The organism is Bradyrhizobium sp. MI1.3, from assembly GCF_055811695.1.
Map to the genome: position 1 here is coordinate 181,499 of NZ_JBVVPQ010000001.1, position 26,723 is coordinate 208,221.

A 26,723-nucleotide genomic window follows, 5' to 3' on the forward strand; every position below is an offset into this window, starting at 1 on the left:
GTTTTCCCCAAAAATCTCGACAAGAACGCCGACAGGACAGGTTAAGAAAGAAGCAAGTTGCGCGCCAGTCTCATGATGCGCTGTTGTGGACGCTTTGTCGCGGCGGCGCATGGACGATCATCGCGATTCTTCCATTTTTCGCGCTGGCCGCGTGACCACGGCCTGCGGCACGTCATAGGCGCGAAGCGAGGCCCAGTGCCGTTCGACATCGGCGCGGAACAGGCCGCGCGTCAGGCCATTCACCAGCTTCGGCACCGCGGTCGTCATCGCGTTGATCGACGATCCCGACGGGCCAAAACTCATGGTGGAGGCGATGGCGAAGAGATGGATGTTCGAGATCCACGGCGTCTCGCCCGCGACGCGCTCGGTGAAGGCGTAATCGTCGGCGAGATAGGGAAAGCGGCCGAGCCGCGCGTTGCGCTCGGTCTCCGGGGGCTGGTAGCGGTCGGCCCAGATTGCGATATTGCCGGCAAATGCGCGCAGCTCGCCACGGCCGGCAAAATCCATGTCGATGCCGGTGCCGCAGATGACGAAATCCGCAGGTATGGCGCCGCGCGGCGTTTGCAACTCAATACCCTTGCCGGTCTCGCGTGCGGCCTCAAGCGGCGCGCCCTCGTGCAATGTGAAATTGGCGTGATTTGCGCAGCGATCGTAAGTCGCCTGCGGAAAGCCTTCGCGCATCTCGAGGATGGAGCGCATGAAGCGCCAGCGCCAGGCATCGTCGAGATCGCTGAGATGCCGGAGGAAGCCGCGAAAGGTCAGCCAGCGATAGGGCTGGATTACCTGGATCTGTGCGCGGCGGCATAGCAGGTGTACCTCTGCGGCGCCGGCTTCCAGCGCGGTTGCCGCGTTGTCGAAGGCAGATGCGCCGGCGCCGATCACGGCGACGCGCTTGCCGCGGAGGTTTTCGAAATCGATATCGTCGTCGACTGTTGCGACCGAGCTCACGGGCAGATGGCTCAGCGGCTCGGGGATCATCCAGCTCCCCATTCCCTCCTGCCCCGTCGCCAGCACGATCTTGCGCGCATGGAGCGTCTCGACGCCATCGCCACGCTTCACGCGTGCGGCCAGCAACCCGTCTGCGGCCGGCCGGATTTCCAGGAGCTCGCAGCCGTTGCGCACGGGCAGGCCGATCGTGCGCCGTAGCCAGAGCAGATACTCAGCCCAGTGCCCGCGCGGGATCAGGTCGAGTGTCTGCCAGCTCTCCTTGCCGAAGCGGGCCTCATGCCAGGACTGATAGGTCAGGCTGGGGATATCGAGGTCAGGACCGGTATAATCCTTTGGGCTGCGCAGCGTCGGCATGCGGGCATAGGTGAGCCACGGGCCTTCCATCCCCTCCTCGGCCTTGTCCAGCAGCAGAATGTTGCTGACACGGGAGCGCATCAGGCCGAAGCCGATGGCGATGCCGGATTGGCCGGCGCCGATCACGAGCACATCCAGCGCCGGCTTGCCGTCCGGTCCCGTCTTCGGTTCGAGCCAGGCGGCACCGGGATGCGCGATCCGCGCGATATCGGCGCGAACGTCAGCTTCGAGCTCTGTCAGTGTATCGCTCATGCCGCGAGCCAGCCTCCGTCGACCACCATCACGGTGCCGGTGGTAAATGAGGACGCATCGCTTGCGAGATGCAGCGCCGCTTGCGCGATCTCCTCGGCCTGACCGAACCGCTTCATGGCATGGCGATTGCGGGAGGTTTCGCGCACCTCGTCCGCATTGGCGTGACGGGCAAAGCTGCGGCGAAGCATCGGCGTGTCGATCGCACCGGGTGCAATGGCGTTGACGCGAATGCCGTCGGTTGCGAAATCCACCGCCATCGTCCGGGTCAGGCTGATAATCGCGCCCTTGGCCGCAATATAGGCGCTGTTGCCCTTGCCGCCGGCGATCGCAAGCTGCGATGCCAGCGTGATGATCGAGCCGCCCTTCTGCCGCTGCATCTGCGGCACGGCCGCCCGCGCCCACAACCAGGTGCCGCCGACATTGGTTCGGAACACCGCGTCCCAATCTTCAAGGCTGGTCGTCAGCACTGTGCCGCCGCAGGAAAAGCCGGCGGCAGTCATGAGGATGTCGAGCCGGCCGTGCCGTGCCACGACGTCGTTTGCAACAGCCCCGGCGAAATCGGCATCGCCGACGTCGCCAACATGTGTCATGGCCTCGCCGACCAGGCTCAGGGTCTCCTGAAGGCCGGCGGCATCGCGATCGACCAGAGCGAGATGCGCGCCTTCGTCGGCAAACAGCTTCGCGCTGGCGCGGCCGATGCCGGAGCCTGCGCCCGTAATGATGGCCGTGCGCCCCTGCAGCCGCATCAGAGACTCTCCTTGTGCTGCGTCCACCAGGCGCTCATGGCTGCGGCGGAGTCGGCGCAGCCGAACCTCGCCTGCCAGCCGAATTCATCCGCCATCCGGTTCACCGACAGCGGCGCACGATGGGGCCCATGCAGCTTGATGATGGTTTTCTCGCCGGGCGCCGCGAGCCGGCACTCCAGGCCGGGATGCAACGCCGCAAAGGCCTCGCCCCATTGCAGCGCCGGCCATAGCGCGCCACTGGAGATGTTGTAGAGCCGATGGCGCGGCCGCTCGGCTTCGATCAGCAGTGCGACGGCCTCGGCCGCATCCGGCGCGTAGATCCAGTCCCTCATGCCCGCTTCAGGCATGATCGCCGGCTCGCCGCGCGCGAATGCCGCCAGAATCTGGAACTGGAGGCTTGGCGTGTCGCGCACGGAGCTCGGTCGCTCCCACGGCCCGAACAGGGCGCTCAGCCGTACACTCAGGAAATCGCCGCCGAAGAGCTCGGCGTGACGCGCAACCGATCGCTCCGATGTGAACTTGCTGATGGCGTAGAACGAGACCGGATCGCAAGGCGTGTCCTCGTCCAGAATCGCGACCCGCGCACCCGCAGCACCGTAGGCCGATGCCGAGGAGAGATTGACGACGCGACGAACGCCATGCCGGATAGCAGAGAGCAGGATCGGGATCTGCGCCATCACATTGATCTCGAGAACGCGCGCGGTCGATGCCCTCTCCAGTTCATCACCGGCGGTGATGGCCGCCCCGAGCACGATCGCATCAACGCCTTCGGCGATCAGGGCATCGATGGCATCTGCGTCGGTGATATCGCCCTGCACGGCTTTGAGCCGGGCGCCGTAGTCGGCAAGAGATCGCCGCGCGGATGGTGGCAACTCTGCGCGGTCATAAAGCGTGACGTCGTGGCCGCGCGCGAGCAGCGCCTCCGCAACGTTGAGGCCGACAAAGCCGGTGCCGCCGAAGATGACGATCTTCATCGCGCGCGATCCGCCGTCACAGCAGGTTTGCTCCGAAATTGCGCTCGGGATCCATGTCGGCCACGAGCCGGCCGGTGGGCTTGGCCGCCTCGCCGCCGCTGCGTGCCAGGAACTGGCCGCTGCCGGCGCTCGCGAGGCACTTGTTGCCGTCGATGATCACCCGACCGCGCGACAGCACCGACATCGGCCAACCCTTCAGCTTCCGTCCCGCAAACGGTGTGTAGCCGGCGAGATCGTGCATCATCTCGTCGGCGATCACGGTCTCACGATCGGGATCCCAGATCGCGATATCGGCATCAGCGCCGACCGCGATCGAGCCCTTGCGCGGATGCAGATTGTAGATCTTGGCCGGCGCCGTCGAAGTCAGCTCGACGAACTTTTCCAGGCCCAACCGCCCCTTCGACACCATTGCGTCGAACAGTAGCGGCAGCCGCAACTCCAATCCCGGGAGGCCATTGGCGACCTGCTTGAAGTTGGGATTGGGACCGGCACGCAGCTTGCCGGTCTCGTCGTAGCGATACGGCGCGTGATCCGACGAGATGGTCTGGAGATCGCCCAGCGATAGCGCCTGCCACAGCGCCTCCTGGTCCGAATGCGTCCGCGGCGGCGGGCTGCACATCCACTTGGCGCCTTCCGCCCCGGGCTTGTCGAGATCGGCGGCGGTCAGGAACAGATATTGCGGACAGGTCTCGGCAAACACCTTCAGCCCCTGCCCGCGGGAGTCGCGGATCACCTTGGCGCCTTCGGCAGTCGAGACATGGAAGATCATGATGGGCTGGTCGATCAGCGCGGCCATGCCGATCAGCCGGGTGAAGGCCTCCGCCTCGGACACGCGGGCGTGGCTGACGGCGTGATATTTCGGCATCGTGTAGCCGCGCGCGAGCAGGCGCTTCACCATCCAGGCGATGATGCCGTGGTTTTCGGCATGGGCGCACAACATCGCGCCGGACTGGCGCGCGGCCAGAAGGATATCCAGCAGCGGCTCGTCGTCGACCTTGAGCCGGTCATAGGTCATGAAGATCTTGATCGACGCATGCCCCTGCTTCACCAACGCGGGGATATGCTCCTCGACCGTTTCTTTGGTCGCATCGGCGATGATCATGTGAAAGGCGTAGTCGATCACGGCGCCCTTCTTCGCCAGCGCGTGATAATCCTCGACCACCTGCGGCAGCTTCATGCCGACGTGCTGGGCGGCGAAAGGAATCACCGTGGTCGTGCCGCCAAAGGCAGCCGAGACGGTCGCGCTCTCAAAGGTGTCGGCATTCATGATGCTGGCCGCGGACAATTGCTCGATATGGGCGTGGCTGTCGACGCCGCCGGGCAGAACCAGCTTTCCGCGCGCGTCGATCTCGCGCTTCGCCGCCGGAAGCCCGCGGCCGATAGCGGCGATGGTCTCGCCGGAGATCGCGACGTCGGCCTCGAACACGTCGGTCGTGGTGGCGACGCGGCCGCCGCGGATGATCAGGTCGTAAACTGGTTCAGTCATGAGGCACTCCGTGATAGCCTAAAGCCAAGTGATCGCCATTCCGCAGGAAAACCATCATGGCCCGGCCGCGCATTCTCGTCATCAATCCGAATTCCAACCCCGCGGTCACGCAGGGGCTGGAGGACGCGCTGAAGCCGCTCGGTTTCGAGGGCGGCCCCGAACTGGTCTGCCAGACGCTGGCCGAGGGACCGTTCGGCATTGAAAGCCAGGCCGATGTCGATGGCGTCGCGATGCCGCTGCGCCGGCTGGTCGAGGGCGACAACAGCTCGGCCGCCTTTGTCATCGCCTGTTACAGCGATCCCGGGCTTCAGGTCTGCCGTGAAGGCACCGACCGGCCCGTGTTCGGCATCGCCGAGTGCGGCGTGCTGACGGCGCTGGCCCGCGCCGAGACCTTTGGCGTCATCGCGATCGCCCAACGCTCGATCCCGCGTCACATGCGCTATCTCAGGCAGATGGGACTGACCGAACGCCTCGCCGGCGAGCGGCCTCTCAACATGAGCGTCGCCGAAACCGCCTCGGGCGAAGGCACGCTGGCCAGGATGATCGAAATCGGCCGCGCGCTGCGCGACGAGGACGGCGCCCGCGCCATCGTGATGGGCTGCGCCGGCATGGCGCGCCATCGCCGTCCCCTCGAAGACGCGCTCGGCATTGCCGTGATCGACCCGACGCAGGCGGCCGTCACGATGGCGCTGGGTACGGTGCAATTCTCGAATCACTAGGCGTCCTTCAGCTCTTTGGCGTCCTGCCGCGCGATCCATTGCGCGTGGCTCTCGCGGACAAGCGTGAACGTGTCCCGCTGCGTCGTATAGAGATTGCCGAACATGCGACCGATCGGGCGGTAGGCGTCGAGGTCGACATACATGTTGGCCTCGTTGACGAGGCCCTCGCGGGCGTGAACCCGGAGCACTTCGCCGACGAGCAGTTCGCGATCGGGCGAGAAGGTCAGCGCGACATGGCGCCGGCATTCGAGCGCGAAGGGCGCTGCGGCGAGGCGCGGTACCTTCACGTCGATTGAGGGAAGGGTCGCGAGCCCTGCCGCAGCGACCTCGCTGTCACCGGACGGGAAATCGACCGCGCAGTCATTCATCGCTGCGGAGAGCGCCTCATCAACCATGTGAACGACGAACTCGCCGTCGCGATGGATGTTGCGGGTGGTGTCCTTCGGGCTGTGATCCGGCTTGTGTTGAAGCCCGAGCACGATCAGCGCCGGACTCTCCGAGAACACGTTGAAGAAGCTGAACGGCGCAGCGTTGACCGCCCCGTTCGCATCGAGCGTCGTCACCAGCGCGATCGGCCGCGGCACCACCACGCCGCAAAGCAGCTTGTAGCGATCGCGCGGATCGAGCTCGCGTAACAATATGCCCGATGTGGTCTGGCCAGTCATCGACGTTACTTCTCCGGCGGCGGCACCGCGCCGGTTCGGCTGGTGATCAGGCCGTAGTGCTCGATGCGGCGGTGCTGTGCGAAATTGAAGATCGTGGTCTTGCCGAAGGTGGTGGCATCGAGGTCGCAGGCGTGGACCAGCAGCTCGTCCTCCTCCGTCTTCGCTTCGGCGACGATTTCGCCATTGGGATCGACGATCAGACTGCCGCCGAACAGCGGGTGTCCGTCCTCGTTACCGGCTTTGGCCACCGCGACGACCCAGGTCGCGTTCTGATAGGCGCCGGCCTGCGCCGAGAGGCGATTGTGGAACAGGCGTTTCTCGACGCCCTCATCGCTCCTCTCCGCATTCACGGACGGCGTGTTGTAGCCGATCAGCACCATCTCGACGCCCTGCAAGCCCATCACGCGATAGGTCTCGGGCCAGCGGCGGTCGTTGCAGATGGCCATGCCGATGATGCCGCCGAGCTCGCGCCAGACGTTGAAGCCGAGATCGCCCGGCTCGAAATAGCGCTTTTCCAGATGCTGGTGCGAGCGTTTGGTGTCGTATTCCACATGGCCGGGCAAATGGATCTTGCGATATTTGCCGACGATCTTGCCCGACTTGTCGGTGAGAACAGCGGTGTTGAAGTGATGTCCATCAGGCGTCAGCTCCGCATAGCCGAAATTCATCGCCATCTGGTGCTGCGCCGCGCGCTCGAACAACGGCCTCGTCGCAGCGTTCGGCATCTCGCGCTCGAACCAATTGTCGAACTCGGCCCGGTTCTCCACATACCAGCGCGGGAAGAAGGTCGTCAGCGCCAGTTCCGGATAGACGATCAGGTCGGCGCCCTTGCTCTTGGCTTCATCCATCAGCGCGATCATGCGCTTGACCACGGCCTCGCGGCTGTCGGCTTTCTGGATCGGGCCCATCTGAGCGGCGGCAACATTGACGATACGCATCAGCGATTTCCTGGTGATGTCTTCGAAGCTACAATTTCAATCACTTGCCGGCACGCGGCTGCATAACGCAGCGTCTCCCGGGCTTTCCGGCCGCCGCCTGCCGATCATCATAGTGTGCGCTGCACGATCCGCGCTCATTTTTGTTCCGCATCGGCAACATCCAGGCCGTGGTCCAGTGCATCCAGAAGCTGCTCGGCCTCATGCTCGGAGATCACGAGGGGCGGAGCGAGGAACAGCGAAGTCTGCTCGCCGCTGGTGCCGATCACGGCGCCTGCCTCCAGGGCCCGCTCCGCGACGCGCGAGGCGATCGGCACCTCGGTGGTGTCGGCGTGCCAGGAACGCCAGTCCGGCCCGTGCAGCTCCACGGTCCAGTGCAGCCCCTGCCCCGCCACGCGCTGCACGCTTGGATGTCTCTGCGCGATGGCGAGCAGGCGGCGGGCGAACAGCTTTTCGAGGTTCTTTACGTGCTCAAGAATCTTCTCTCCGCTGACGACCTTCAGGTAAGCGCTCACGGCGGCCATGCTGATCGGATGGCCGCGCAGCGTTCCGTAATTCTGCCAGCTCGTGCCATTGAGCCGTTCGACGATGGCTTTCGACACCACCACCGCGGCAACCGCCGCCGCGCCGCCGCCGAGCGATTTTCCGAGCGTCACGATGTCAGGGCGGCTTTCGGCGCCCTGGAATGCGAACCAGCGCCCAGCGCGGCCTGCGCCGGTCACCACTTCGTCTGCGATCCAGTAGGAGCCAACCTGCCGCGCGCACCGCGCCACCTCGTCCTGATAGGCGCCGTCGTAATAGATGCCGCCCTGCGTGTAGTCGATGATCGTCGCTGCGGTGTCCGAAAGCAGGCGCGTGGCATCGGCCAGATATTCGCGTGGGGGAACATTGTTGGCGGGCGCACCATAGATCGCGCCATCCGGCGCCGGCAATATCCGCACCGGCGCCATCGGCGCCGGCAGCTTCGAGCCGCCTGAGTGCACCGCGAGGCCGCCATGCCATTGCGGCTGCACGGTCATACTGCGCGACAGGCCTGTAATGCCGTGATAGGCGCGTTCGCGCGTTGCCAGCGCGGACCGCTGCGTCAGCGCCTGGCAAAGTGACAGCGCCATGTCGTTGGCCTCGCTGCCGCTGATGCAGAAGCGCACCGCACCGACCCAATCCTCTTCGCCCTTGAAGGCGATGGCCATCAAATCGTCAGCGGCCTGCTCGCGGCCGACCCAGGTCCACCCCTCGTTCACGACGGGCGTATCCGCGGCGCGGCGGATCGCCTCCACCATCGCGGGATGACGATGTCCGAGACCGCCGCCGGTGTTGCTGCCGTCGATGAGCTTGCGACCATCCGACAGATGAAAATAAACGCCCTCGCCGCCGACCACGGCCATGGGCGCGCTGTCGCCGGCATTCAGCCCGGTTCGCAACAATCTGCTCATTGCAATCCCTTCATTCCGCAGCCTCGGCGCCGTAGCCACCGCCGCCGCAGGTCTCGATGTTGACGAGATCGCCTTGCTGCAGCACCAGGTTCGACTTGCCGTCGATCGCGACGTTCGCGCCCTGCCGGATCAGCGAGATGCGGCAGGGCTTGCCGGGTTCGCCGCCCTGCATGCCGAACGGCGCGATCACCATGCGCTCGATGCAGGTGGTCAGATGCATCGACGGCGCCAGGATACGATAGGTGCGCACGACTCCGTCTCCGCCGCGATGGGCGCCCGCGCCGCCGGAATGCCTGCGAATGGCCTGCTGCTCGACTTGGATCGCGTAATTCGCCTCGATCACCTCGACCGGCGTATTCGAGGTGTTGGACAGATGCACCCGCGTCGCTGAGATGCCGTCCCGATCATGCCGCGCGCCCTCGCCACCGCCGTGGACCTCGTAAAGCATCTTCCATGAACCGTTTTGCCGCGGTTCGGCAAAAAACAGGACGCCCGCCGTGGTCGCCCCGCCGGCCGACAGACGCTCGGGAATGGTATCCTGCATCGCGCGGAAGATCGCATCGACGATGCGCATCGAGGTCTCGTGGTTGCCGGCCGCAACCGAGGCATTCCACCCCGGCTCCAGGATCGAGCCCGGGCGCGTGATGATGGTCAGCGGCCGCAACGCGCCCGCGTTCTGGTTCATGTCGCGCCCGCTCATGATGCGCGCGGCATAGGCTACCGCCGAGCGCGCCATGAACGGCGTGGTGTTGCAGAAATTCGAGACGCGGTCGCAGCTTCCCGAGAGATCGAAGGTCGCTTCGTCGCCTGCAATGGTGATCTTGACATGAATGCGCGCTGGCGCGGCGTTGACGCCGCCGTCGTCCAGATAATCCTCGCCCTCGTAGACGCCATCCGGCAGATCGCGCAACGCCTCGCGCATCTCGATTTCGGAGAGATCGTGCAGGCGCGCCTGCGCCGCCGTGAAGACTGCCTTGCCGTGCTCGCGGCAAAGCTCGAAGATGCGCTTCTCGCCGGCTTTCGTTGCGGCGATCTGGGCGAGAAGATCGCCCTCGCAGGATTCGGGATCGCGAACATTGGCCTTGAGCAGCTGCACGATCGGCGTATTGACGCCCGCTGCCGTGGCGATCAGAACCGGCGGAATGCGCATCGCCTCCTGGAAGGTGTCGATCGCTTTCGCAAAATAGCTGCCGGGCCAGGTGCCGCCGATATCGGGCCAATGCGCGAGGCTGACCGCGAACGCCACGATCTCGCCGTCGACGAAGACGGGGCGCACGACCTTGACGTCGTTGAGATGATTGCCGCCGAGCGGGCCGACATTGTAGATCAGTGCATCGCCTTCGTTCAGGCTGTCCCGCGGCACCACCTTCAACAATTCGAGAACCGTATAGGCCATCGCGCCGAGATGGATCGGGATGTCGCGGCCCTGCCCGACCAGGTCGCCCCGGCCGTCCGTGATCGCCGACGACAGGTCGCCGGCCTCGCGCAGCAGCGGCGAGCGCGCCGAGCGCGTCATCACCAGGCTCATCTCCTCGGCCGCGGCCGAGAGCCCGTGCCTGATGACCTCGACGACGAACGGATCGATCTTCATGGGGCCACCCGCGTCAGGAACAGATTGCCTGAAACGTCGGGCCGCGCCTGCCAGCCGGGCGGGACCACCACGGTCGACCATGCGTCTTCAATGATGGCCGGACCGCTGACAATCTCGGTCAACGAGGCGCGGTCGATGATGCTTGTTGCGATGTCGTGAAAGCCGTCGAACGAGCAGATGCGCTCGCCGGTGGAGACCGCCCTCACCGCGACGGACGGCCGGCTCACGACGGTGCGCGACGGACGGCGCGCCTGCACCCGCACGGATTCGATGACGCAGCTCTCGCCGGTCGCATAGCCGAACAGCTCGTGGTGCCGGGCCAGAAAATCCTTCTTCAGCGTGATGACGTCGAGCGGTCGCGCGAACGGCACCGGAATGGCGTCGTTCTGCGCGGCGTAGCGCATCAAGGCCACCAGCTCGACCTGAATCTCGGTCGCGGCCACGCCGTTGGCGACGAGCGGCGCCGAAGCATCGTCAATCAGCACCCCGATCCGTTCCGACACGCGGGCGAGGTCGATGCCGTCAAGCGCAGCACGCAAGGTTCGCTGCTGGAGGAAGCTGAAATCGGCAGTGAGACAGCCCAGCGCCGAAAAAGCACTTGATGCACTGGGAACGACGACCTCGGCAATTCCGTAGAGATCGGCAAGCCCCGCGGCGTGCATCGGGCCACCACCGCCAAAGGCGAGCAGCGTGCAGTCGCGTCCGTCGATGCCGCGCTCGACCGTGACGCGGCGGAGCGCACGCGCCATTGTCGCGTTCGCGACCTTGATGATGCCGAGCGCGGTTTCGGTCAGGCTCAGCCCCAAAGCGCGCGCGATCGGCGCGATGACGTCACTGGCTGCCTTGATATTGATTCCGATCCGATCGCCAAGCCTGGTTTCGGGATTGAGATAGCCGAGCACGGCGTTGGCGTCGGTGATGGTCGGCTCGGTACCGCCGCGGCCGTAGCAAGCCGGTCCAGGCTCTGAGCCGGCGCTTTCCGGTCCGACGGTCAGGCCGCCGGGACCATTGCGCACGATCGAGCCGCCGCCCGCGCCGATCGAGTGAACCGCAAGCATCGGCTGGCGCAGCGGCTTGTCGCCGAGCATGCGGCCGTCTGTCATCTCGGCCTGGCCGTCGACGATCAGGCACACGTCGGTCGTGGTGCCGCCCATGTCGAACGTCAGCATCCGCGATGTGCCGAGCTGGCGCGCGATGCTGACGGATGCGGAGACGCCGGCCGCCGGGCCCGACATCGCCATCACCAGCGGCCGCCGCTTCACGGCGGAGATCGGGACCATGGCGCCGGCCGAATGAAACACCTGCAGGCCGGGACCGATCGGCAGTCGCAGTTCCAGTTCGCTGAGATACTCCACCGCGATCGGCATGGCGGCCGCGTTGAACACGGTCGCCGAGGTCCGCTCGTATTCGCGCGCCTCGGGATTGACCTCGTGCGACAGCGAGACGTGGGCAACGACGCCCTTGAGCCGCTCGCCGAGCATTTTCTCGTGGACGGGATTGGCATAGGCGTGAAGCAGTGCGACCGCGACGCTCTGCACGCCGGTCCCCTTCAGCCAGGCCACCAGGCGCTCGATCTCCGCTTCATCCAACGCCTTCAGCACCCGGCCCTCGTGGTCGAGGCGCTCGGCGAGGCCAAAACATCGTTCGGGCGGCACCAGCGGCGGCGATTTTGGCGGAATGTCGAGACGATAGAGATCGCGGCGGCGATAGCGCGCGATCTCCAGCACGTCGGAAAAGCCTTCGGTCGCCACCAGCGCCACTTTCGGCAAACGTCCTTCGACGATGGCATTGGTTACGCGCGTGGTGCCGTGGACGAAGCGCTTGACCTCGCTCTTGCGCAGGCCCACCGCCTCGATTGCCTCCAGCATCGCCTGAACCGGAGCTTGAGGTCGCGACGGCACTTTCGCGATCCGCGCCCCCGCGGGGGAGTGCCGGATCGCGATGATGTCGGTGAAGGTGCCACCGATATCGGTGCCGACCTCCCAGTGATTTTCGTCAGTGTTCATGCGTGGGTCAGCTGCGGACGACGTTCGAACCGGACGCCGGGTGCTTCCCGTCCTTCGCGAGGTTCAATCGCAAACCGAGAGCGCTCATCGTCATCCCCTGTCATGCCACTGCTTGCGAGCGTGCGACAGAGCGATGGGCTTCGGATAGGGCCAGCGTTGTCGCAACGCACAGGACCAGCACGCAACCGGCGCTGCCCGCCGAGGCACATTTTAGTGCAGCGCTGCCCGCAGGGAGTGCACATCGGTGTGGATCGTTCCACGCGCGCTAAGTGCAGCGCACCACGAGTTTTCCCGGACGAAACGGCACATCCGCTGCACTGCAATCCACGCGCCGCGGACGCACTGTCTAATTTGCAGGCGATCGATCGGCGCTACGGACCATACGATTGCTTATGAGCTATGCATGGCAGTCGGCTCAGCCTCTCTTTATTGTACGATCAGTAAGCGGTCGTTTTGCCCACTCAACGCCTCGCGACCAGGCGACGCGAGCCGATGACGATGCCCGTGATGGAGAACAGAAAGCCGAGGGCGCAGAGCCCGACGACCAAGCCGTCGCGCAGCAACGGATGCGCGACCAGGACCGGAAAGTCCAACGTGTGCAGCGCGCCGTAGAACCAGCGATAAGCCCGCCGCGACGAATCCAGCCTTTGCACCAAATTGCCGTCGGCGCCGTCGATGTCGAACCAGAGGTCGCCGCAGGAGGAGCGGTAGACCGGGGCGCCAGGGACGGTGGACTGCGCGGGATAGTTGTCGTTGTCGGCAAGTACGGACGGTACGCCGCAGCCGGCTGCGAGGCGCGCGGTCAGCCCCTGGACCTCGTGGACATCCAGAGATCCCGTTGGTCCGTCGCGCGGCGCATCCCCTGCCTTGATCAAGGTCTGCGCGGCAAGATCCGTGCGATCCCGCCGATAGAGAGTGCCGTTGAAGGCAAACCATTCGATCTCGTGGACCGACGGCGATACGGGCTGGCGATCGAGCGAACGGGCCGCCGTCCAGTTCGGTGGGGCGTTCATCACGCTGGATTCAGCCGAGGTCAATTGCCCACGCGAGAACAGCCGTCCGTGATCCATGGAGAGCCAGCCACTGAAAATCCAGCTCAGCACGAAGACCATCGCCGCGAGGCCGATGAGATGATGCAGCGCATGCCAGCCACGATAGGGCGACCCGATCAGACCGCTTTGAGGTTTGATCCGCGCAAGCCCGAGCACAGCGCCAAGCAAAGCTGCGATCAGGGCCAGCAGCGACAAGGTCCAGACCACGCGATCCCACAGCGACCAGTTGCTTCGCAGAACTGTCGGATAGATCCAGTGCAGCACACTTCCGGCGAGATTCCATCCGCGCTCGCTGCGCGTCGTATCCAGAACGATTTCGCCGGTGAGCGAGGAGACATAGAGCTCCGTTCCGGCGGCGTCGCCCAGGGCAACCCGAAACAGGGGCCGATGGCGGTCAAAGCCGTTCGGCACGCTCCATTGATCGTAGTCCGCGCGCGCAACGATCGCGGGCCGCGCGGCATCCAGCCCCCGGCTGCGAGCGTGATCTCGCGCGATGGCCAGCGCGACCTCGGAAGACGCGACCGACGCGCCGCCCCCGTCGGAGGCACGCACTGCGTCCGCGCGCGACGGCCCCGAGACGACATAGACCGGTCCGTCACTGCGCTGGATCAGGCGAACGCGGGTCGCATCCGCAATGCCGCTCGCGGCAACCACGTCGGCGACCGCAAGCCCCGTCTCAGCGCGATCCAGCGGCACGAGCCCGGCAAAGCGTTCCGCTTCCGTCAGGGACGGAAATGGAACGAAGTGCATCACGATTCCCGTCGCGAACCACATCGCGAACAGCAGGCAGAACGCGATCCCGAGCCATCGATGCAGCAGGACGATCGCGCGCATCATCGATCAGCGTCCTACCATTTGAACGCGGCCGAGAGTTCATAGGTGCGCGGCGCGCCCAGCAGGATCTGGTCGGGATAGAACGGATCGCCCCAGATCGCGTAACGCTTGTCGGCGATGTTGCGCACCCGGAAGGTCAGGCGGGCCTGGTCGACCGCGTTGAACACGGTCTTGGGGATGTCGACGAAGGCGTAGACGTCCGCAACAGTGTAGGCTTTCAGCGTCACGGTGTTGGCATCGGTGTTGTAGCGGTCGCCGACATGGCGGCCGGTGATACCGAACTCGACCGCCCAGGGCGTGAAGAACCGGTATGACGCGCCGGCATTGGCGACGACGCGTGGCACGTTCGGCGGCGTGTTGCCGGAGAACGAGCCGCCGACAAAATTGTAGTCGGCGTAGCGCGCATCGACATAGGCGATGTTGCCCCAGAGACGCAGAGGCTCGATCGGACGCACCGAGGCGGCCAGCTCGACGCCCTTCGACTCCTGCCGTCCGGCCAGGTTGAGCTGCATGCCGCCTGCCGCGGCATAGACGTTCTTGCGCAGGATGTCGTAGGCCGAGAACGACCATTCCGCCCGGTTGTCCCAGAACAGGTGCTTGACACCAGTCTCGTAGGTGCGCGCGGTGGTCAGGTTGAGCGGATCGGTCGGATTGAGCAGGAAGATGTTGTTGGCCGCGATGTCGGCGCCGGTCGCATATTGGCTGAAGAAGGTCAGGCCCGGAACCGCTTCCCACGTGTAACCGATGCGCCCCGTCGTCGGGACCCAGGATTGCGAGAACGGGAAGTTCGCCTTCTCCAGACCGAACTTGTCGGTCGAATTACGGTCGAGCCCGATATGCTCGACGCGCAGGCCGCCAACCAGCGCGAAGCTGCGCGTGAGCTTCAGCCGGTCCTCGAATGACAGCGCCTCATTATCGATGCGCGCAGTCTGCTGCTGAATAGTGAGCAGGCCGTAGTACCCGCGAGGCGGATCGACCAGCGGAACGGAATCGCCGGGGAAATTTGCGGCGCCCGGCCTCACGAAATCAAGGTAGCTTGAGGACAACGTCGTGACCAGACGGTTGTCAAAGCCGGCGATATTCGCATCCCAGATCAAGTCGGTGATGTTGCCGACCAAGCGTTGGCTGTGCGCGACGTAGAAACGCTCGCGATCCACCATGTTGGTACCGGAATTGAACGCCTCGACCTCATTGTTGAACCACGTGCGCTCTGCACCATAGCCATAGGCCTGACTCTTCAGCGTCAGGTCTGGCGCGAGCTTCAGCTCGAAACCGCCGCGCAACCAGACCTCCTGCGCGACGTTCCTGTTGTCGAGGACGTTGTAGTTGGTGTTGAAGGTGCGGTCATCGATCGTGACCGCACCGAGATTGGTTTTGTTGTAGTTCGAGATGTAATTGCCGGACACGATCCCCGTCGTCGCATGCGAGCCGCTGAAGGCAATCGGCACCAGCGGCGCGCCCCAATAGGCTTTCGAGCGATCCTCGCGGTACTCGATCGCGCCCCAGACCTTGAGGCTATCGGAGATGCGATAGTTGAGCTGGCCCGACACATCGAGCGTCTTCGTGTTGGTGTCGTCGGCAAAGCCGTTGAGCGAGGAACGGCTGACGTCGAAACGGTAGTCCAGCCCCTGCACATTGGTGCTGCCGCCCGAGCCGTAATGCGCGCGGAACGAGTTCAGCGAATCCCAGGAGAAATCCGCCTCGTTCCGGATCGGACCGGTGTGCGGCTGCTTGGTGACGAAGTTGATCGCGCCGCCGGCGGCGCCCTCGCCCGACATCAGTGACGCCGGACCCTTCAGGAATTCGACAGCTTCCAGATTGGCCGTGTCGGTGATCCGCGAGGTCATGTTCTGCGGACCGATCTTGATGCCGTTGTAGAGCGTGTTGATTTGGCTGTTGGTGAAACCGCGCATCGAGAAAGCCGAGGGCTCGGCCGGATTGTCGCCGGCTGTGACGCCAACCGCTCCCTGCGCGACGTCGGACACGGTGCGGTAGCCCTGCTCGCGCATGGTTGCGGCCGAGATCACCTCCACGGTCGCGGGCGTTTCGCGCACGGTCAGGCCGAGGCGAGAGGCGCTTTCGGCGACTGCATTGGTGTTGAGCGGCGTCTGTGCTGCCGCGGTCGGCACGACGGGCTTGGGCGCTACAGATGCAGCCGCCGGCCGGCGCGCAGCTGCGCGGCGTGGGCCCTGCGCTTCCCGGCCGGCCGGCTTCGCCTGCTTGCGAGATTGGGCGGGTGTTACCTCGACCGGCGGCAGAGGTTCGCGGGCCTGCTGCGCCAGCGCTGCGGGGGGATCAAGCACGGCAAGGGATGTCAGCGCGGCGGATGCGAGCAGGAACGCGCGCGGTCGTACGATACGAACAGGAGACACGGTTGTGGACCTCGGTATGACGTCAGTGGCACGTCACAGCGAACCAAGGTCCCATCTTCCGGCTTGTCAGCCTTCCGATGAAGCCGAATGTCTGTACTCCCCGACCGACATCTTCGCGTGTGACCACGGCTGACGGCAGGTCTCCTGGCTCGCGGGTCACTACCTTGCGTCGCCTTCCCGGGACCGAGATACCCAGTGGCTCGTGACGCAAGATTCGCCGCTTACAGTTGCGGGGGCAGCCACGGCATTGGGGACAATGTCCCCGCACCGCATTCCCTTTTCATCCCCTCTCGGGGAAACCGTCGCGAGCATCTAGGATTACGATCAAGACAGAGTCAATGTGCCAGTTGCGGCGTTATTGCCACAACGACCAACTTCCTTGGAGATAAGCATGGAGGGCGAGACCTTCCTCTGGGTGATACGGCACGCGCCCGTCGATGGGGTCGCCGGGACGATCCATGCAGCCGACGCCCCGGCCGATCTCGGTGATCGCGCGCAGCTGGAGGCACTGCGGCAGCGCTTGCCGCGGGACGCCGCGAGCTATGCGAGCCCGTCGCGTCGCACGGTCGAAACGGCCCGCGCGCTGGGGCTTGAGCCGCTGCAGCTGGACGAATTCAGCGAGCAGAATTTTGGCGACTGGACCGGTCGTCGGCATGACGAGCTCGCCGCGACTGGTGGCGAGGCCTATGCACGGTTCTGGAGCGATCCGGCGCGCGGACGGCCGCCGGGCGGCGAAAGCTTTGAGGATCAGGTCGCGCGCGTCCGGCTGGGTCTGTCAAAGATCAGCACCGGGGCCGCAACGCTCGTCGTGCATTCCGGCACGATCCGCGCGGCGCTGTGCATCGCGCTGGATCTGACGCCACAAGCGGCCCTGCGCTTTGTGATCGATCCGCTGTCGCTGACCCGGATCGACCGGCTCGCGACCGGCTGGCGCGTCGTCTCGGTCAATCAGCGGACGATTTGATCAGGCCGGACGATCAGGCACATTGGCCTGCGCAAAGGTCGCCATCCCGTTGTGGAGCGCACAGGCCGACCGCACCAGCGGCAGCGCGATGGCCGCCCCCGATCCTTCGCCGAGCCTGAGATCGAGGCTGATCAGCGGCTGCACATTCAGCGCGCGAAGCACCAGCCGATGTCCCTGCTCGGCGGACTGATGCGATGCCAGCAGGAACGGCAGGCACGAGGGATTGAGCCGCGCCGCCGCAAGTGCCGCGACCGATACGATGAAGCCGTCGATCAACACGGGGATGCGGCCCTGTGCAGCCGCGATAATGGCACCGCAGATGGCCGCAATCTCGAGGCCGCCGACGGCGCACAGGATCTTTTCGGGCGACGCGCCCGTAATGCCATGACGTGCGATCGCGGCGTCGATCACCCGCGCCTTGTGCACACGGCCGGCCGCGTCGATGCCGGTGCCGCTGCCCGCGATCTCTTCCGCGCTCACGCCGAGCAAGGCGGCCGCGATCGCCGCCGATGTCGTGGTGTTGCCGATGCCCATCTCGCCGAAGATCAGAAGATCGGGCTGCCCGGCCTGCGCGCGCGTCACCGCACGTCGGCCGGATTCGAAGGCGAATGCCAGCTCTGTGGAGGTGAGCGCAGCTTCGACGCTGAAATCGCGCGTGCCGCTGCGCGGCTTGTCGGTCACGATTCCAGCCATCTCCTCCTGCGCCAGCGTGCCGGCGTCGACGACCTCCAGGCTGGAGCCCAGCTCACGCGCCAGCACCGAGATCGCGGCACCGCCGGAGGCGAAATTCGCCAGCATCGCGATGGTCACTTCTTGCGGATAGGCCGAGACGCCCTGCGCGACGATGCCGTGATCGCCGGCGAAGATGATGATCGGAACCCGGGCCGCGCGCGGTTGCTCGGTTGCTTGCAGGCCCGCAAGCTCAATCGCGAGCTGCTCGAGCCGGCCGAGCGCGCCGGTCGGTTTCGTCAGTTGCGCCTGTCGCGCCACCGCCGCGTCGCGATGGACAGCCGAGATATCAGGGCATTGTTGGGTGACCCATTCGGGGAGCATGCTGCCTCGCTTGCCTCACGGCCTGCGCTTGAGGATGTAACTGTCCATGATCCAGCCGTGCCGTTCGCGCGCCTCTTGCCGCACCGCGACGATACGCGGGCCGATCTCGGCCAGCGCGCCGGACATGACGATCTGATCGGCCATGCCGAGATAGGCGCCCCACCAGATGTGCAGGCCTTCCGGATCAAGCGACTGGAACGCCGTGCCGCCGTCGAGCATCACCACCACTGTATCGACACCTTGCGGCCAGCCGCCATCGCGCAAGCGACGGCCGGTCGTGACCAGAAATGGCTCGCCGATATCGTTGAGCGGCAGCGCATGCGCCGCGCACAGCGCCTGGATCGAGGTGATGCCGGGAACGACCCTGATGTCAGGCAAGGGATCGAGCCGCCGCGCGATGCGCAGCGAGGAATCATAAAGCGAGGGATCGCCCCAGATCAATAGCGCGACATTGCCCTCGCCTTCGAGATGATCTGCGATCGTCTGCGACCAGGCAGCGGCCACGGCATCGTGCCAATCGTCCACGCCCTTGCGATAGTCCGCTTCAGCGGCGTCGCGGACGGGCAGATCGAACTCGGCAATGCGCGTCGTGTCGCTGGCGAGCACATCGGCGCAGATCGTCCGCCTGAGATCGGCGAGATCGGACTTGGCCGTCCCCTTGCGCGGGATCAGGACGAGATCAGCCGCGTTGATGGCAGTAATCGCGGCGCGCGTGAGCTGCTCGGGATCGCCGCAACCGATGCCTATCAGGGAGAGCGTGAGCATCGTGCCTGCGAAGGGCGGCCATGACGGCCGCCCGTTCGCTTGTCACTTAAGCCGCGTTGTGCAAACGCGGGGTGACGAGGCCGGGCGCGGTGACGCCGCGCAACGACTTCGCCAGCGCCAGCACGCCGAGATCGGCGAGCGGCTCGATCACGATGACCAGCGCATAGGACGCCGCGAAGGTCGCGATGTTGACGAGGTTGGTCGCGCCAAAACCGGCGCCATAGACCGCCCAGAACGCCACCCAGGCGATGACGCCCGCCTGATAGGTCGTCGAAAGCGCCAGCGCCTGGCGATACTTCAGATCGACATAGGCCGTGTTGCGCGCAATGATCCGCGTGGCGATCGCCTGGATCCCGAACAGCGGCACCAGCAGCGTGGTGACGTTCATGCCATATTGCGGCAGGTCGGGCGGCTCGAATAAGATGCCCTGGAACAGCAGGCCGAACGCGAGGCCGAAGGCCGCAGGCGCAGCGCCAAACAGCAGGAACAAGGTCGAGCCGAGGATGAAGTGCACCTCGGAGACGCCGACGGGGAAGTGCGGCAGGATCTCGAAGAAGATAAACACGAGTCCCGTGGTGGCGAGCGTCCGCGCCGCGAACGACGTGATGCCCTGCTCGCGCACGGTCTCGACCGCGAGCTTCAAGGCAACACCGCCGACGGCGATGCCGGTTGCGTAACTCAGCACGAGCTTGGCGTCCGAGACTAGTCCGGGTTCGATATGCATGGCTCAGATCCTTCTTGCCGTCACACCCGACGGCCTTGGCCTCAAAACGTGCACGGCCGGTCTCCTGGCTCGCGGTTCACTGGGAGTCTCCGGCCTTCCCGGGCCTTGCGGCCCAGTGGCTGATCGAAGTCCCTCACCGCTTACAGTCGCGGGGGCGGCTGGGGTTTTGAGCGCCGCAACTGGGTCCGCCCATCCCCATTCCCGATTATGCTCCGGCGCTTTGCGCCGCGTCGAGCACCATGCCTCTCCTGTGTGCCCCTTTCGCCGGCCGGGCGTCAAGGGGCGAAGGGCGGACGAGGCGGTCATGACGGATAATCCCCCGCCAGCGCGCCGAACAGGATCACGGCCGCCGTCGAGGCCGCCCCGCCCCGCGCAAGTTGCTCGGCAAGTTCCGAAATGGTGGTGCGGACCAACCGCTCATCGGGACGGCCGAGCGATTCGGCAAACACCGCCGGAGTGGTTGGGGAGAGGCCGTGCTCGATCAATTTGACGACAAGCGCCGGGAACGTCCGCCGGCCCATATAGACCACGGTCGTCGCCTCCGGATCGGCCAGCGCCACCCAATTGAGATCTGGCGGCAGCTCGCCGGTGACGTCCGCCCCGGTCACGAACTGCACGCGGCGGGAGGTGTGACGCCGGGTCAGCGGAATGCCGGCTTGCGCGGCGGCGACACAGGCCGAGGTGACGCCGGGAACGATCTCGTAGCCGATGCCGGCTTCGCGCAGCGTCTCGAGCTCCTCCTCGAGCCGGCCAAAGATGCCAGCATCGCCCGACTTCAACCGCACCACGCGCGCGCCCGTTACGGCATAGTCGACCAGCAAGCGGTTGACGTGGTGCTGCTTGGTCGAGGGCCGTCCCGCCCGCTTCCCCACCGCGACGAGATTGGCGCCGGGCCGGGCCAGATCGAGGATCGCGCCCGAAGCAAGATCGTCATAGAGCACGACGTCGGCCTCGCGCAGGCGCGCGGCTCCCTTGAGCGTGAGGAGCTCGGGATCGCCGGGGCCGGCGGAGACGAAGGAGACAAAACCGCTCACCGGTCCTCCGCGATCAGATGGAAGAACGTGCCGGTGGCTTGTCCCCGGCGCGAGCCGGTCTCGGCGATGACGGCGCCTGTCGCGTCGTGCACGACCGCGAGCGGCGTGTCGGGCTGCGCGAGGATCGTCGAATAGTGGAATTCATGGCCACGCAGGCGTGCACCCGCCCGATGCCCCGGCATCGGCGCTGTGAGCTCGGCGAGGCGATAGCCCAGATGCATGCGGCGCTTGGCAAAGCTTGTTTCCAGGCCGAGCAGGCCCGTCATCTCGTGGCTGATGCCGTCGGCGTCGGTCAAAGCGGTGCCCAGCACCATATAGCCTCCGCACTCCCCGTGCACCGGGCGCGTTTCGGCGAATGCGCGCAATCCGCTGCGGAAGCGCGCATTGGCCGCGATCTTGCCGGCGTGCAGCTCGGGATAGCCGCCCGGCAGCCAGCACACATCGGCGCCCGGATCAGGGTCCTCATCAGCCAGCGGCGAGAATGTCGATATCTCCGCACCCGCCGCGCGCCACGCTTCCAGCATATGCGGATAGACGAAGGAGAACGCGGCGTCACGGGCCAACGCAATGCGCTGACCGGGCGGCGTCACGTTGACGCCGCTCGCGGCAGGTTGCGGGGACCAGGTGGCGGCCGAACGCAGCACTGCGTCGAGATCGACATGCTCGGCGACAAAGCGCGCAGCCTCGTCGATCAGCTTGCCGATTTCCGCCTGCTCCTCGGCCTGCACCAGCCCGAGATGCCGCTTCGGCAGGCTGATCTCGGCGTGTCGCGGCAGCGCACCGAACACGGCGATGCCGACATCCAGCAGCGCACGGCGCACGAGGGCTTCGTGGCGTGGACTCGCAACGCGATTGAGCACGACGCCTGCGAGGCGAACACCCGCGCGGTAATCGCGAAGGCCTGCGGCGATCGCTGCCGCCGTCTGTGCCTGTCCCGAGGGATCGATCACCAGCAGCACCGGCCAGTCCAGCATCTCTGCAATGTCGGCGGTCGCTCCGGTGCCGCAGACGCCGCGCGCGGCGACGCCGTCGAACAGACCCATCGAGCCTTCGGCCAGCACGACATCGGCGTCAATGCCGCGGCTGACGAGATGCGAGATTGTCCCGCGATCCATCGCCCAGCTGTCGACGTTGACCGAGGCGCGTCCCGTAGCGGCTGCATGAAACGCGGGATCGATGTAATCGGGGCCGCTCTTGAAGCACTGCACCCGCAATCCGCTGTTGCGCCAGGCGCGGGCGAGCGCCAGCGTCAGCGTCGTCTTGCCGACGCCGGAGGCCGGGGCGGAGATGACGAGCCCTGCTGCCATCACGACACCTCCGGAAAGCGCGGCTCGGCGCCGACCGGCCGGTAGCGGCGGTCGTAATCGGCGGCATAGAGACGGCTCTCGGAGAAATCCGCCGAGCCCAGCGTCTTGCCCACCAGGATCAATGCGGTGCGCTCCATCTCGCTGCCGACAGCAGCGTCGAGTGTTGCGAGCGTGGCGCGGACGATGCGCTGGTCGGGCCAGCTCGCACGCCAGACAATCGCGACCGGGCAATCCGCGCCGTAATGCGGCGTCAGCTCGGCGACGACCTTGTCGAGCAGATGGATCGACAGATGGATGGCGAGCACCGCGCCGGTGGCGGCGAAGGCGGCGAGGTTCTCGCCTTCCGGCATCGCGCTGGCGCGGCCCGGCGTGCGCGTCAAAATCACCGTCTGGGCAAGGCCGGGCAGCGTCAGCTCGGCCTCCAGCGCAGCCGCGGCGGCCGAGAAGGAGGGAACACCAGGCGTCACCGTGTAGGGAATGTCGAGCGTGCGCAGGCGGCGAAGCTGCTCACCCATCGCCGACCAGATCGAGAGATCACCGGAATGCAGCCGCGCAACGTCCTTGCCATCAGCATGTGCGGCGGCGATCTCCGCGACGATCTCCTCGAGCGACAGCGGCGCGGTGTTGACGATCCGCGCACCGGGCGGGCAATGCGCCAGCACGCCTTCGGGCACCAGCGAGCCGGCATAGAGGCAAACCGGACAGACGGCGATCAGGTCGCGGCCACGCAATGTCAGCAAGTCAGGGGCGCCCGGCCCCGCCCCGATGAAATGCACCGTCATGCGCCGTCTCCCTCCGCGATCGCCGCGGTCGCGGTGCGATCCTGCGAGACCACCCGCGTCGCAATCAATCGCGCGCGAGGTCCAGCCACCGCGAGAGCCGCCGCTTCGGCGACCGATCCCGTCCCGAATTTTTCGGCAACGAGTTTTGATTGGGTCGGCGTGTCGATGCCGGCCAGCATTTCGGCGGCGACCGCCTTGATCGGCACGCCGCATTCGCGCGCGAGCTGCTTCAACACCTCCGCGTCGGCCCTGTCGCTGACCGTTGCCAATGCTGCGAGGCCTTCGGGACCGCCGGCCGCCAGAAGCGCCTCGCGCAGCGAGGCCAGCGTGACATCCTTTTTGAATCCGAGCCCGGCGACCTTCATCGGACCGCACTCCATTGCACGACGGGCCGCACCGCCTCCCAGGACCGGTAGCGGCCGAGCGGAGTGGCATGCGCAAGCTCGACCCGGATCAAGTCGCCGCCATGGCGCTGGTGCAGCTCACCCAGCAGCGCTTCCGTCTCCAGCGTCACTGCATGGGCAACCAATCGCGTTCCGGATGCGAGCCGCGACCAGACGGCGTCGAACATCGCGATGTCGAGCCCGCCGCCGATAAACACGGCGTCAGGCCCGTCCAGCGCAGCAAGGGCTTCAGGCGCCTTTCCCGCGATGACTGTGATCCGATGCGCCAACCCGAACGCCGCTGCGTTGTTGCGAATGTTCGCGGCGCGATCCTCGCGCGCCTCGACGGCGATCGCCGTCCCGCCGCTCAGCGCCCACTCGACCGAGATCGAGCCGGAGCCAGCACCAATGTCCCACAGCCGTTCACCGGGACGCGGCGCCAGCGCCGAGAGCGCAAGCGCACGGACCGGACGCTTGGTGATCTGGCCGTCATGGACGAAGAGTTCGTCCGATAGTCCCGAGCTGCGGGGAAGGCCCTGCGCTCCTCTCGCCTCCACGGCCACCGCGACCAGAGTTCCGGCAAGACGGTCTGCGAAGCTATCGGCGCGATGCGCGTCGATACTTTCGCGCGGCCCGCCAAGCGCGGTGAGCGTCCAGAATGCCGAGGCACCCCATCCGCGCGCCGTCAGCCATTTCGCGAGATCGCCGGCCGCCTTCGCGTCGCGCACGAGGCAAATGATGCGTGCACCGTGCGCCAGATGTGGCACGAGGCGCTCGAATGGCGCGGCATGGAGACCAAGACAGGCAATCGCTTCAAGGCGCCAGCCTAGTCGCGCGGCGGCGAGCGAGAATGTCGAGGGAGCCGGATGCGCGATCCATTCGTCGCCATGGAGCTTCTCGGCAAGGCTCGCGCCGGCGCCAAACCAGAACGGATCGCCGGAGGCGAGCACCGCAGTCGGACGGCCGCGGCAGCTCAGCACGACATCTGCATCGAATGGCACCGGCCATGGACGGCCGCACCCGGTTACACCGGCCATTGCAAGATGCCGTTCACCGCCAAAGACAGTTTCGGCATCATCGAGCGCCTTTCGGCTTGCCTCGGACAGCCCGGCAAGGCCATCTTCGCCGATGCCGATGATGGTCAGCCAGGGATCAGCCATGACACGCGCCCTCATTCTGGGCGGAACGGCCGACGCGAGCCTGCTCGCGGCGGAGATCGCGCGCGCCGGCATCGCTGCCGTGTATTCCTATGGCGGCCGCACCCGCGCACCCGCCGCTCAGCCGTTGCCGACGCGTATTGGCGGTTTTGGCGGCGTGAGCGGTCTTGTCGATTACATCCGCAGCGAGCACATCACGCATGTGATCGACGCGACGCATCCCTTTGCTGCCGAGATGAGCCGCAATGCGGTCGCGGCATGCGCGGAAACCGGCACGCCGCTGATCGCTCTGGAGCGCGCGCCCTGGACCAAAGCGCCCGGCGACGACTGGATCGACATACCTGATGTCGACGCCGCGGTCGCCGCACTGCCCGAGGCGCCGGCAAATGTGTTCCTCGCCATCGGCCGCCAGCACATCGCCCCGTTCGCGTCCAAGCCGCAGCACGCCTACACGCTGAGATTCGTCGATCCGCCCGAAGCGCACCTGCCCTTCGCCGCGGATGTCATCGTGTCGCGTGGGCCGTTCACGCTCGAGGGCGAGCTGGAGATGCTGCGCGCGCGAGGCATCACCCGGATCGTCGCCCGCAATTCGGGCGGCGACGGCGCGCGCGCCAAGATCGACGCTGCGCGGGTGCTCGGCGTGCCCGTGATCATGATCTCGCGACCGAAGCTGCCGGAACGATTGCGGGTCGAGAGCGTGGCCGCGATCATGCAGTGGCTGGGTCATCGGACCTGCCTCGGCGCATAGACCCAACGGCCGACGCGGCGTGTCTGCGAGTTGCCGACGATCACCAGCGTGCGCATGTCGGCCATCTCAGGCCGGGCTTCGTTCAGCCTGACGGTCTCGATCTTTTCATCGGCGGCGCTGATCGCGCGCGCGAAGATCACGAGGCGGTCGCCGCAGCCGGCCTCGTTCAGCACCGCGAGCGCGCGGCCAAACCCCTCCGGCCGGCTCGCCGAGCGCGGATTATACATGGCAATGGCAAAGTCGGCTTCCGCGGCGAGCCGCAGGCGCTTCTCGATCACCGCCCACGGCTTGAGATTGTCGGAGAGATTGATCGCACAGAAATCGTGGCCGAGCGGCGCGCCGGCGCGCGCGGCAGCCGCCAGCATCGCAGTGACGCCGGGCAGCACACGGATCGGCAGCTCCTGCCATTGCGGCGCCTGTTCGAGCGCCTCGAACACCGCGGAGGCCATCGCGAAGACGCCGGGGTCGCCGGAGGACACGATGACGACTTGCCCGCCTTCGGCCGCGAGCCGCAGGGCCTCGCTCGCGCGCTGTAATTCTTCGCGATTGTCGGAGGGATGCAGCTTGAGTCCCGGTCGCGGCGGCACACGCGCGACATAGGGTGCGTAGCCCAGAATGTCGGTCGCGGCGGCAAGCGCGGCGGAGACCTCGGGCGTCACCAGCGCGCCGCTGCCCGGTCCGAGGCCCGCGATGGTCAGCGTGCCCGTCATTCGGCGGCGTCCGGATGCCGGCCCTTGCCGTGCACGAGCACGATCGCAAAATAGGGGCAGTCGGCGGCATCGATCGCCGCGAGCCGCACCACGCGCTCGCCCGGCATGGTGCCGCGCTCGACCAGCCAGGCGTCGTCCAGCCGTCCGGCGGCAGCGAGCGCCCGGCGGACCTTTGCGAGATTGCGCCCGGTCTTCATGATCACGAGCGCATCGGAATCGCGCATGCGGCGTTCGAGCTCGTCCTCCGGGAGCGTGCCCATGAGCACCGTGGTCACGTCGTCACCGAGCGCGATCGGCTGTCCCACGCCATTCCAGCAGCCGACCATGCCGGGAATGCCGGCGATCACCTCGATCTCGACGCGGCCCTGCAGGCGGGTGTGCAGATGCATGAAAGAGCCGTAGAAGTAGGGATCGCCCTCGCAGAGCACGACCACGTCGACTGCGCGCGCCAGCCGCGCCAGACGTTCCGACCATTCGTCGTAGAAGCCGGCAAGCAGCTGGACATATTCAGGCGTGTCGAAGGCGATCTCGGTCGTAACAGGATATTCCATGGGATATTCGGTGACGTCGGTAGCCAACATGCCCTCGACGATGCGGCGCGCCTGGCCGGGCCGACCCTTCTTGCGAAAATAGGCGACATGCCTGGCGCCGCGCACCGTGCGATCGGCGCGCACGCTCATCATATCGGGATCGCCGGGGCCGAGACCGCAGCAGATGATGCGTCCCATC

24 protein-coding genes and 2 riboswitches are annotated in these 26,723 nt (G+C 66.2%); of the genes, 3 read left to right on the top strand and 21 right to left on the bottom strand.

What is annotated here, in order from left to right:
- Positions 1 to 117: 117 nt before the first annotated feature.
- Genes AC0L3A_RS00810 through hydA form a run of 4 tightly spaced genes read right to left on the bottom strand, consistent with a single transcriptional unit; the run spans position 118 to position 4,760 of the window.
- Positions 118 to 1,554 (bottom strand): NAD(P)-binding domain-containing protein, encoded by a 1,437-nt coding sequence (locus tag AC0L3A_RS00810; protein ID WP_473253365.1) that lies wholly within the window; start codon positions 1,552 to 1,554, stop codon positions 118 to 120.
- The gene (locus AC0L3A_RS00815; protein ID WP_473253366.1) at positions 1,551 to 2,300 is read right to left on the bottom strand and encodes an SDR family oxidoreductase; all 750 of its coding nucleotides are present in this window, start codon (positions 2,298 to 2,300) and stop codon (positions 1,551 to 1,553) included. The genes AC0L3A_RS00810 and AC0L3A_RS00815 overlap by 4 nt, the downstream gene beginning before the upstream one ends.
- Positions 2,300 to 3,274, bottom strand: coding sequence for an NAD-dependent epimerase/dehydratase family protein (locus tag AC0L3A_RS00820; RefSeq protein WP_473253367.1), 975 nt, complete (start codon positions 3,272 to 3,274; stop codon positions 2,300 to 2,302). The genes AC0L3A_RS00815 and AC0L3A_RS00820 overlap by 1 nt, the downstream gene beginning before the upstream one ends.
- Positions 3,275 to 3,290: 16 nt before the next feature.
- A complete protein-coding gene (gene hydA / locus AC0L3A_RS00825) occupies positions 3,291 to 4,760 on the bottom strand; it encodes a dihydropyrimidinase (protein WP_473253368.1) in 1,470 nt (489 codons plus the stop codon).
- A gap of 56 nt (positions 4,761 to 4,816) precedes the next feature.
- Between hydA and AC0L3A_RS00830 the strand changes: the two genes are divergently transcribed.
- Entirely contained in the window at positions 4,817 to 5,479 is a 663-nt protein-coding gene (locus tag AC0L3A_RS00830; protein ID WP_007593113.1) for an aspartate/glutamate racemase family protein, read from the top strand.
- On the opposite strand, the gene AC0L3A_RS00835 is transcribed toward AC0L3A_RS00830, so the two are convergent.
- From AC0L3A_RS00835 to AC0L3A_RS00865, 7 genes are all read right to left on the bottom strand, one after another.
- The gene (locus AC0L3A_RS00835; RefSeq protein WP_473253369.1) at positions 5,476 to 6,144 is read right to left on the bottom strand and encodes a flavin reductase family protein; all 669 of its coding nucleotides are present in this window, start codon (positions 6,142 to 6,144) and stop codon (positions 5,476 to 5,478) included. The genes AC0L3A_RS00830 and AC0L3A_RS00835 overlap by 4 nt on opposite strands.
- A 5-nt stretch (positions 6,145 to 6,149) precedes the next feature.
- Positions 6,150 to 7,082, bottom strand: coding sequence for an N-carbamoyl-D-amino-acid hydrolase (locus AC0L3A_RS00840; protein WP_354164644.1), 933 nt, complete (start codon positions 7,080 to 7,082; stop codon positions 6,150 to 6,152).
- Positions 7,083 to 7,216: 134 nt separating this feature from the next.
- The gene (locus tag AC0L3A_RS00845) at positions 7,217 to 8,512 is read right to left on the bottom strand and encodes an aminotransferase class III-fold pyridoxal phosphate-dependent enzyme (protein WP_473253370.1); all 1,296 of its coding nucleotides are present in this window, start codon (positions 8,510 to 8,512) and stop codon (positions 7,217 to 7,219) included.
- A gap of 10 nt (positions 8,513 to 8,522) precedes the next feature.
- The gene (locus AC0L3A_RS00850) at positions 8,523 to 10,103 is read right to left on the bottom strand and encodes a hydantoinase B/oxoprolinase family protein (RefSeq protein ID WP_354127553.1); all 1,581 of its coding nucleotides are present in this window, start codon (positions 10,101 to 10,103) and stop codon (positions 8,523 to 8,525) included.
- Positions 10,100 to 12,109 carry a hydantoinase/oxoprolinase family protein gene (locus AC0L3A_RS00855; RefSeq protein WP_473253371.1) on the bottom strand — a complete coding sequence of 670 codons (2,010 nt, stop codon included), beginning with the start codon at positions 12,107 to 12,109 and terminating at the stop codon, positions 10,100 to 10,102. The genes AC0L3A_RS00850 and AC0L3A_RS00855 overlap by 4 nt, the downstream gene beginning before the upstream one ends.
- Positions 12,110 to 12,570: 461 nt before the next feature.
- Positions 12,571 to 13,998, bottom strand: coding sequence for a PepSY domain-containing protein (locus AC0L3A_RS00860; protein ID WP_473253372.1), 1,428 nt, complete (start codon positions 13,996 to 13,998; stop codon positions 12,571 to 12,573).
- Between the two features lie 11 nt (positions 13,999 to 14,009).
- Positions 14,010 to 16,367, bottom strand: coding sequence for a TonB-dependent receptor (locus AC0L3A_RS00865; protein WP_473253373.1), 2,358 nt, complete (start codon positions 16,365 to 16,367; stop codon positions 14,010 to 14,012).
- 117 nt (positions 16,368 to 16,484) lie between these two features.
- A riboswitch (cobalamin riboswitch) is annotated at positions 16,485 to 16,686 on the bottom strand.
- A 72-nt stretch (positions 16,687 to 16,758) separates the two neighbouring features.
- Between AC0L3A_RS00865 and AC0L3A_RS00870 the strand changes: the two genes are divergently transcribed.
- Positions 16,759 to 17,331 carry a histidine phosphatase family protein gene (locus tag AC0L3A_RS00870; protein ID WP_473253374.1) on the top strand — a complete coding sequence of 191 codons (573 nt, stop codon included), beginning with the start codon at positions 16,759 to 16,761 and terminating at the stop codon, positions 17,329 to 17,331.
- On the opposite strand, the gene cobT is transcribed toward AC0L3A_RS00870, so the two are convergent.
- The 8 genes from cobT to cbiE form a co-directional block, all read right to left on the bottom strand.
- Positions 17,332 to 18,384 (bottom strand): nicotinate-nucleotide--dimethylbenzimidazole phosphoribosyltransferase, encoded by a 1,053-nt coding sequence (gene cobT / locus AC0L3A_RS00875; RefSeq protein WP_473253376.1) that lies wholly within the window; start codon positions 18,382 to 18,384, stop codon positions 17,332 to 17,334.
- Positions 18,385 to 18,399: 15 nt separating this feature from the next.
- Complete coding sequence (cobF, locus tag AC0L3A_RS00880) at positions 18,400 to 19,149, bottom strand: precorrin-6A synthase (deacetylating) (protein ID WP_219681046.1); 750 nt, start codon at positions 19,147 to 19,149, stop codon at positions 18,400 to 18,402.
- A 46-nt stretch (positions 19,150 to 19,195) separates the two neighbouring features.
- Entirely contained in the window at positions 19,196 to 19,873 is a 678-nt protein-coding gene (locus AC0L3A_RS00885) for an energy-coupling factor ABC transporter permease (protein WP_473253378.1), read from the bottom strand.
- A gap of 37 nt (positions 19,874 to 19,910) precedes the next feature.
- Positions 19,911 to 20,130, bottom strand: a riboswitch (cobalamin riboswitch).
- 45 nt (positions 20,131 to 20,175) lie between these two features.
- Positions 20,176 to 20,907: a uroporphyrinogen-III C-methyltransferase gene (gene cobA, locus AC0L3A_RS00890; RefSeq protein WP_473253379.1), complete on the bottom strand. Its 732-nt coding sequence runs from the start codon at positions 20,905 to 20,907 to the stop codon at positions 20,176 to 20,178.
- Complete coding sequence (locus tag AC0L3A_RS00895; protein WP_473253380.1) at positions 20,904 to 22,214, bottom strand: cobyrinate a,c-diamide synthase; 1,311 nt, start codon at positions 22,212 to 22,214, stop codon at positions 20,904 to 20,906. Before AC0L3A_RS00895 ends, cobA begins: the two co-directional genes overlap by 4 nt.
- On the bottom strand, positions 22,214 to 22,996 hold the full coding sequence (cobM, locus tag AC0L3A_RS00900) for a precorrin-4 C(11)-methyltransferase (protein ID WP_007593150.1): 783 nt from the start codon (positions 22,994 to 22,996) through the stop codon (positions 22,214 to 22,216). Before cobM ends, AC0L3A_RS00895 begins: the two co-directional genes overlap by 1 nt.
- Positions 22,993 to 23,361, bottom strand: a complete 369-nt coding sequence (locus AC0L3A_RS00905) for a cobalamin biosynthesis protein (RefSeq protein WP_219681041.1) — start codon at positions 23,359 to 23,361, stop codon at positions 22,993 to 22,995. Before AC0L3A_RS00905 ends, cobM begins: the two co-directional genes overlap by 4 nt.
- Positions 23,358 to 24,539 (bottom strand): precorrin-6y C5,15-methyltransferase (decarboxylating) subunit CbiE, encoded by a 1,182-nt coding sequence (cbiE, locus tag AC0L3A_RS00910; protein WP_473253382.1) that lies wholly within the window; start codon positions 24,537 to 24,539, stop codon positions 23,358 to 23,360. Before cbiE ends, AC0L3A_RS00905 begins: the two co-directional genes overlap by 4 nt.
- Here cbiE and AC0L3A_RS00915 point away from each other — a divergent pair.
- Entirely contained in the window at positions 24,538 to 25,284 is a 747-nt protein-coding gene (locus AC0L3A_RS00915) for a cobalt-precorrin-6A reductase (RefSeq protein WP_473253383.1), read from the top strand. The two genes, cbiE and AC0L3A_RS00915, sit on opposite strands and share 2 nt — an antisense overlap.
- Here AC0L3A_RS00915 and cobJ read toward each other — a convergent pair.
- Positions 25,260 to 25,994 carry a precorrin-3B C(17)-methyltransferase gene (gene cobJ, locus AC0L3A_RS00920; protein ID WP_473253384.1) on the bottom strand — a complete coding sequence of 245 codons (735 nt, stop codon included), beginning with the start codon at positions 25,992 to 25,994 and terminating at the stop codon, positions 25,260 to 25,262. The genes AC0L3A_RS00915 and cobJ overlap by 25 nt on opposite strands.
- The gene (locus AC0L3A_RS00925) at positions 25,991 to 26,722 is read right to left on the bottom strand and encodes a precorrin-2 C(20)-methyltransferase (protein ID WP_473253385.1); all 732 of its coding nucleotides are present in this window, start codon (positions 26,720 to 26,722) and stop codon (positions 25,991 to 25,993) included. The genes cobJ and AC0L3A_RS00925 overlap by 4 nt, the downstream gene beginning before the upstream one ends.
- Position 26,723 lies beyond the last annotated feature (1 nt).

Coding starts and splice junctions, on each gene's coding strand:
- AC0L3A_RS00810 (WP_473253365.1), bottom strand. CDS start 1,554: ATGAGCGATACACTGACAGAGCTCGAAGCTGACGTTCGCGCCGATATC.
- AC0L3A_RS00815 (WP_473253366.1), bottom strand. CDS start 2,300: ATGCGGCTGCAGGGGCGCACGGCCATCATTACGGGCGCAGGCTCCGGC.
- AC0L3A_RS00820 (WP_473253367.1), bottom strand. CDS start 3,274: ATGAAGATCGTCATCTTCGGCGGCACCGGCTTTGTCGGCCTCAACGTT.
- hydA (WP_473253368.1), bottom strand. CDS start 4,760: ATGACTGAACCAGTTTACGACCTGATCATCCGCGGCGGCCGCGTCGCC.
- AC0L3A_RS00830 (WP_007593113.1), top strand. CDS start 4,817: ATGGCCCGGCCGCGCATTCTCGTCATCAATCCGAATTCCAACCCCGCG.
- AC0L3A_RS00835 (WP_473253369.1), bottom strand. CDS start 6,144: ATGACTGGCCAGACCACATCGGGCATATTGTTACGCGAGCTCGATCCG.
- AC0L3A_RS00840 (WP_354164644.1), bottom strand. CDS start 7,082: ATGCGTATCGTCAATGTTGCCGCCGCTCAGATGGGCCCGATCCAGAAA.
- AC0L3A_RS00845 (WP_473253370.1), bottom strand. CDS start 8,512: ATGAGCAGATTGTTGCGAACCGGGCTGAATGCCGGCGACAGCGCGCCC.
- AC0L3A_RS00850 (WP_354127553.1), bottom strand. CDS start 10,103: ATGAAGATCGATCCGTTCGTCGTCGAGGTCATCAGGCACGGGCTCTCG.
- AC0L3A_RS00855 (WP_473253371.1), bottom strand. CDS start 12,109: ATGAACACTGACGAAAATCACTGGGAGGTCGGCACCGATATCGGTGGC.
- AC0L3A_RS00860 (WP_473253372.1), bottom strand. CDS start 13,998: ATGATGCGCGCGATCGTCCTGCTGCATCGATGGCTCGGGATCGCGTTC.
- AC0L3A_RS00870 (WP_473253374.1), top strand. CDS start 16,759: ATGGAGGGCGAGACCTTCCTCTGGGTGATACGGCACGCGCCCGTCGAT.
- cobT (WP_473253376.1), bottom strand. CDS start 18,384: ATGCTCCCCGAATGGGTCACCCAACAATGCCCTGATATCTCGGCTGTC.
- cobF (WP_219681046.1), bottom strand. CDS start 19,149: ATGCTCACGCTCTCCCTGATAGGCATCGGTTGCGGCGATCCCGAGCAG.
- AC0L3A_RS00885 (WP_473253378.1), bottom strand. CDS start 19,873: ATGCATATCGAACCCGGACTAGTCTCGGACGCCAAGCTCGTGCTGAGT.
- AC0L3A_RS00895 (WP_473253380.1), bottom strand. CDS start 22,214: ATGGCAGCAGGGCTCGTCATCTCCGCCCCGGCCTCCGGCGTCGGCAAG.
- cobM (WP_007593150.1), bottom strand. CDS start 22,996: ATGACGGTGCATTTCATCGGGGCGGGGCCGGGCGCCCCTGACTTGCTG.
- AC0L3A_RS00905 (WP_219681041.1), bottom strand. CDS start 23,361: ATGAAGGTCGCCGGGCTCGGATTCAAAAAGGATGTCACGCTGGCCTCG.
- AC0L3A_RS00915 (WP_473253383.1), top strand. CDS start 24,538: ATGACACGCGCCCTCATTCTGGGCGGAACGGCCGACGCGAGCCTGCTC.
- cbiE (WP_473253382.1), bottom strand. CDS start 24,539: ATGGCTGATCCCTGGCTGACCATCATCGGCATCGGCGAAGATGGCCTT.
- cobJ (WP_473253384.1), bottom strand. CDS start 25,994: ATGACGGGCACGCTGACCATCGCGGGCCTCGGACCGGGCAGCGGCGCG.
- AC0L3A_RS00925 (WP_473253385.1), bottom strand. CDS start 26,722: ATGGGACGCATCATCTGCTGCGGTCTCGGCCCCGGCGATCCCGATATG.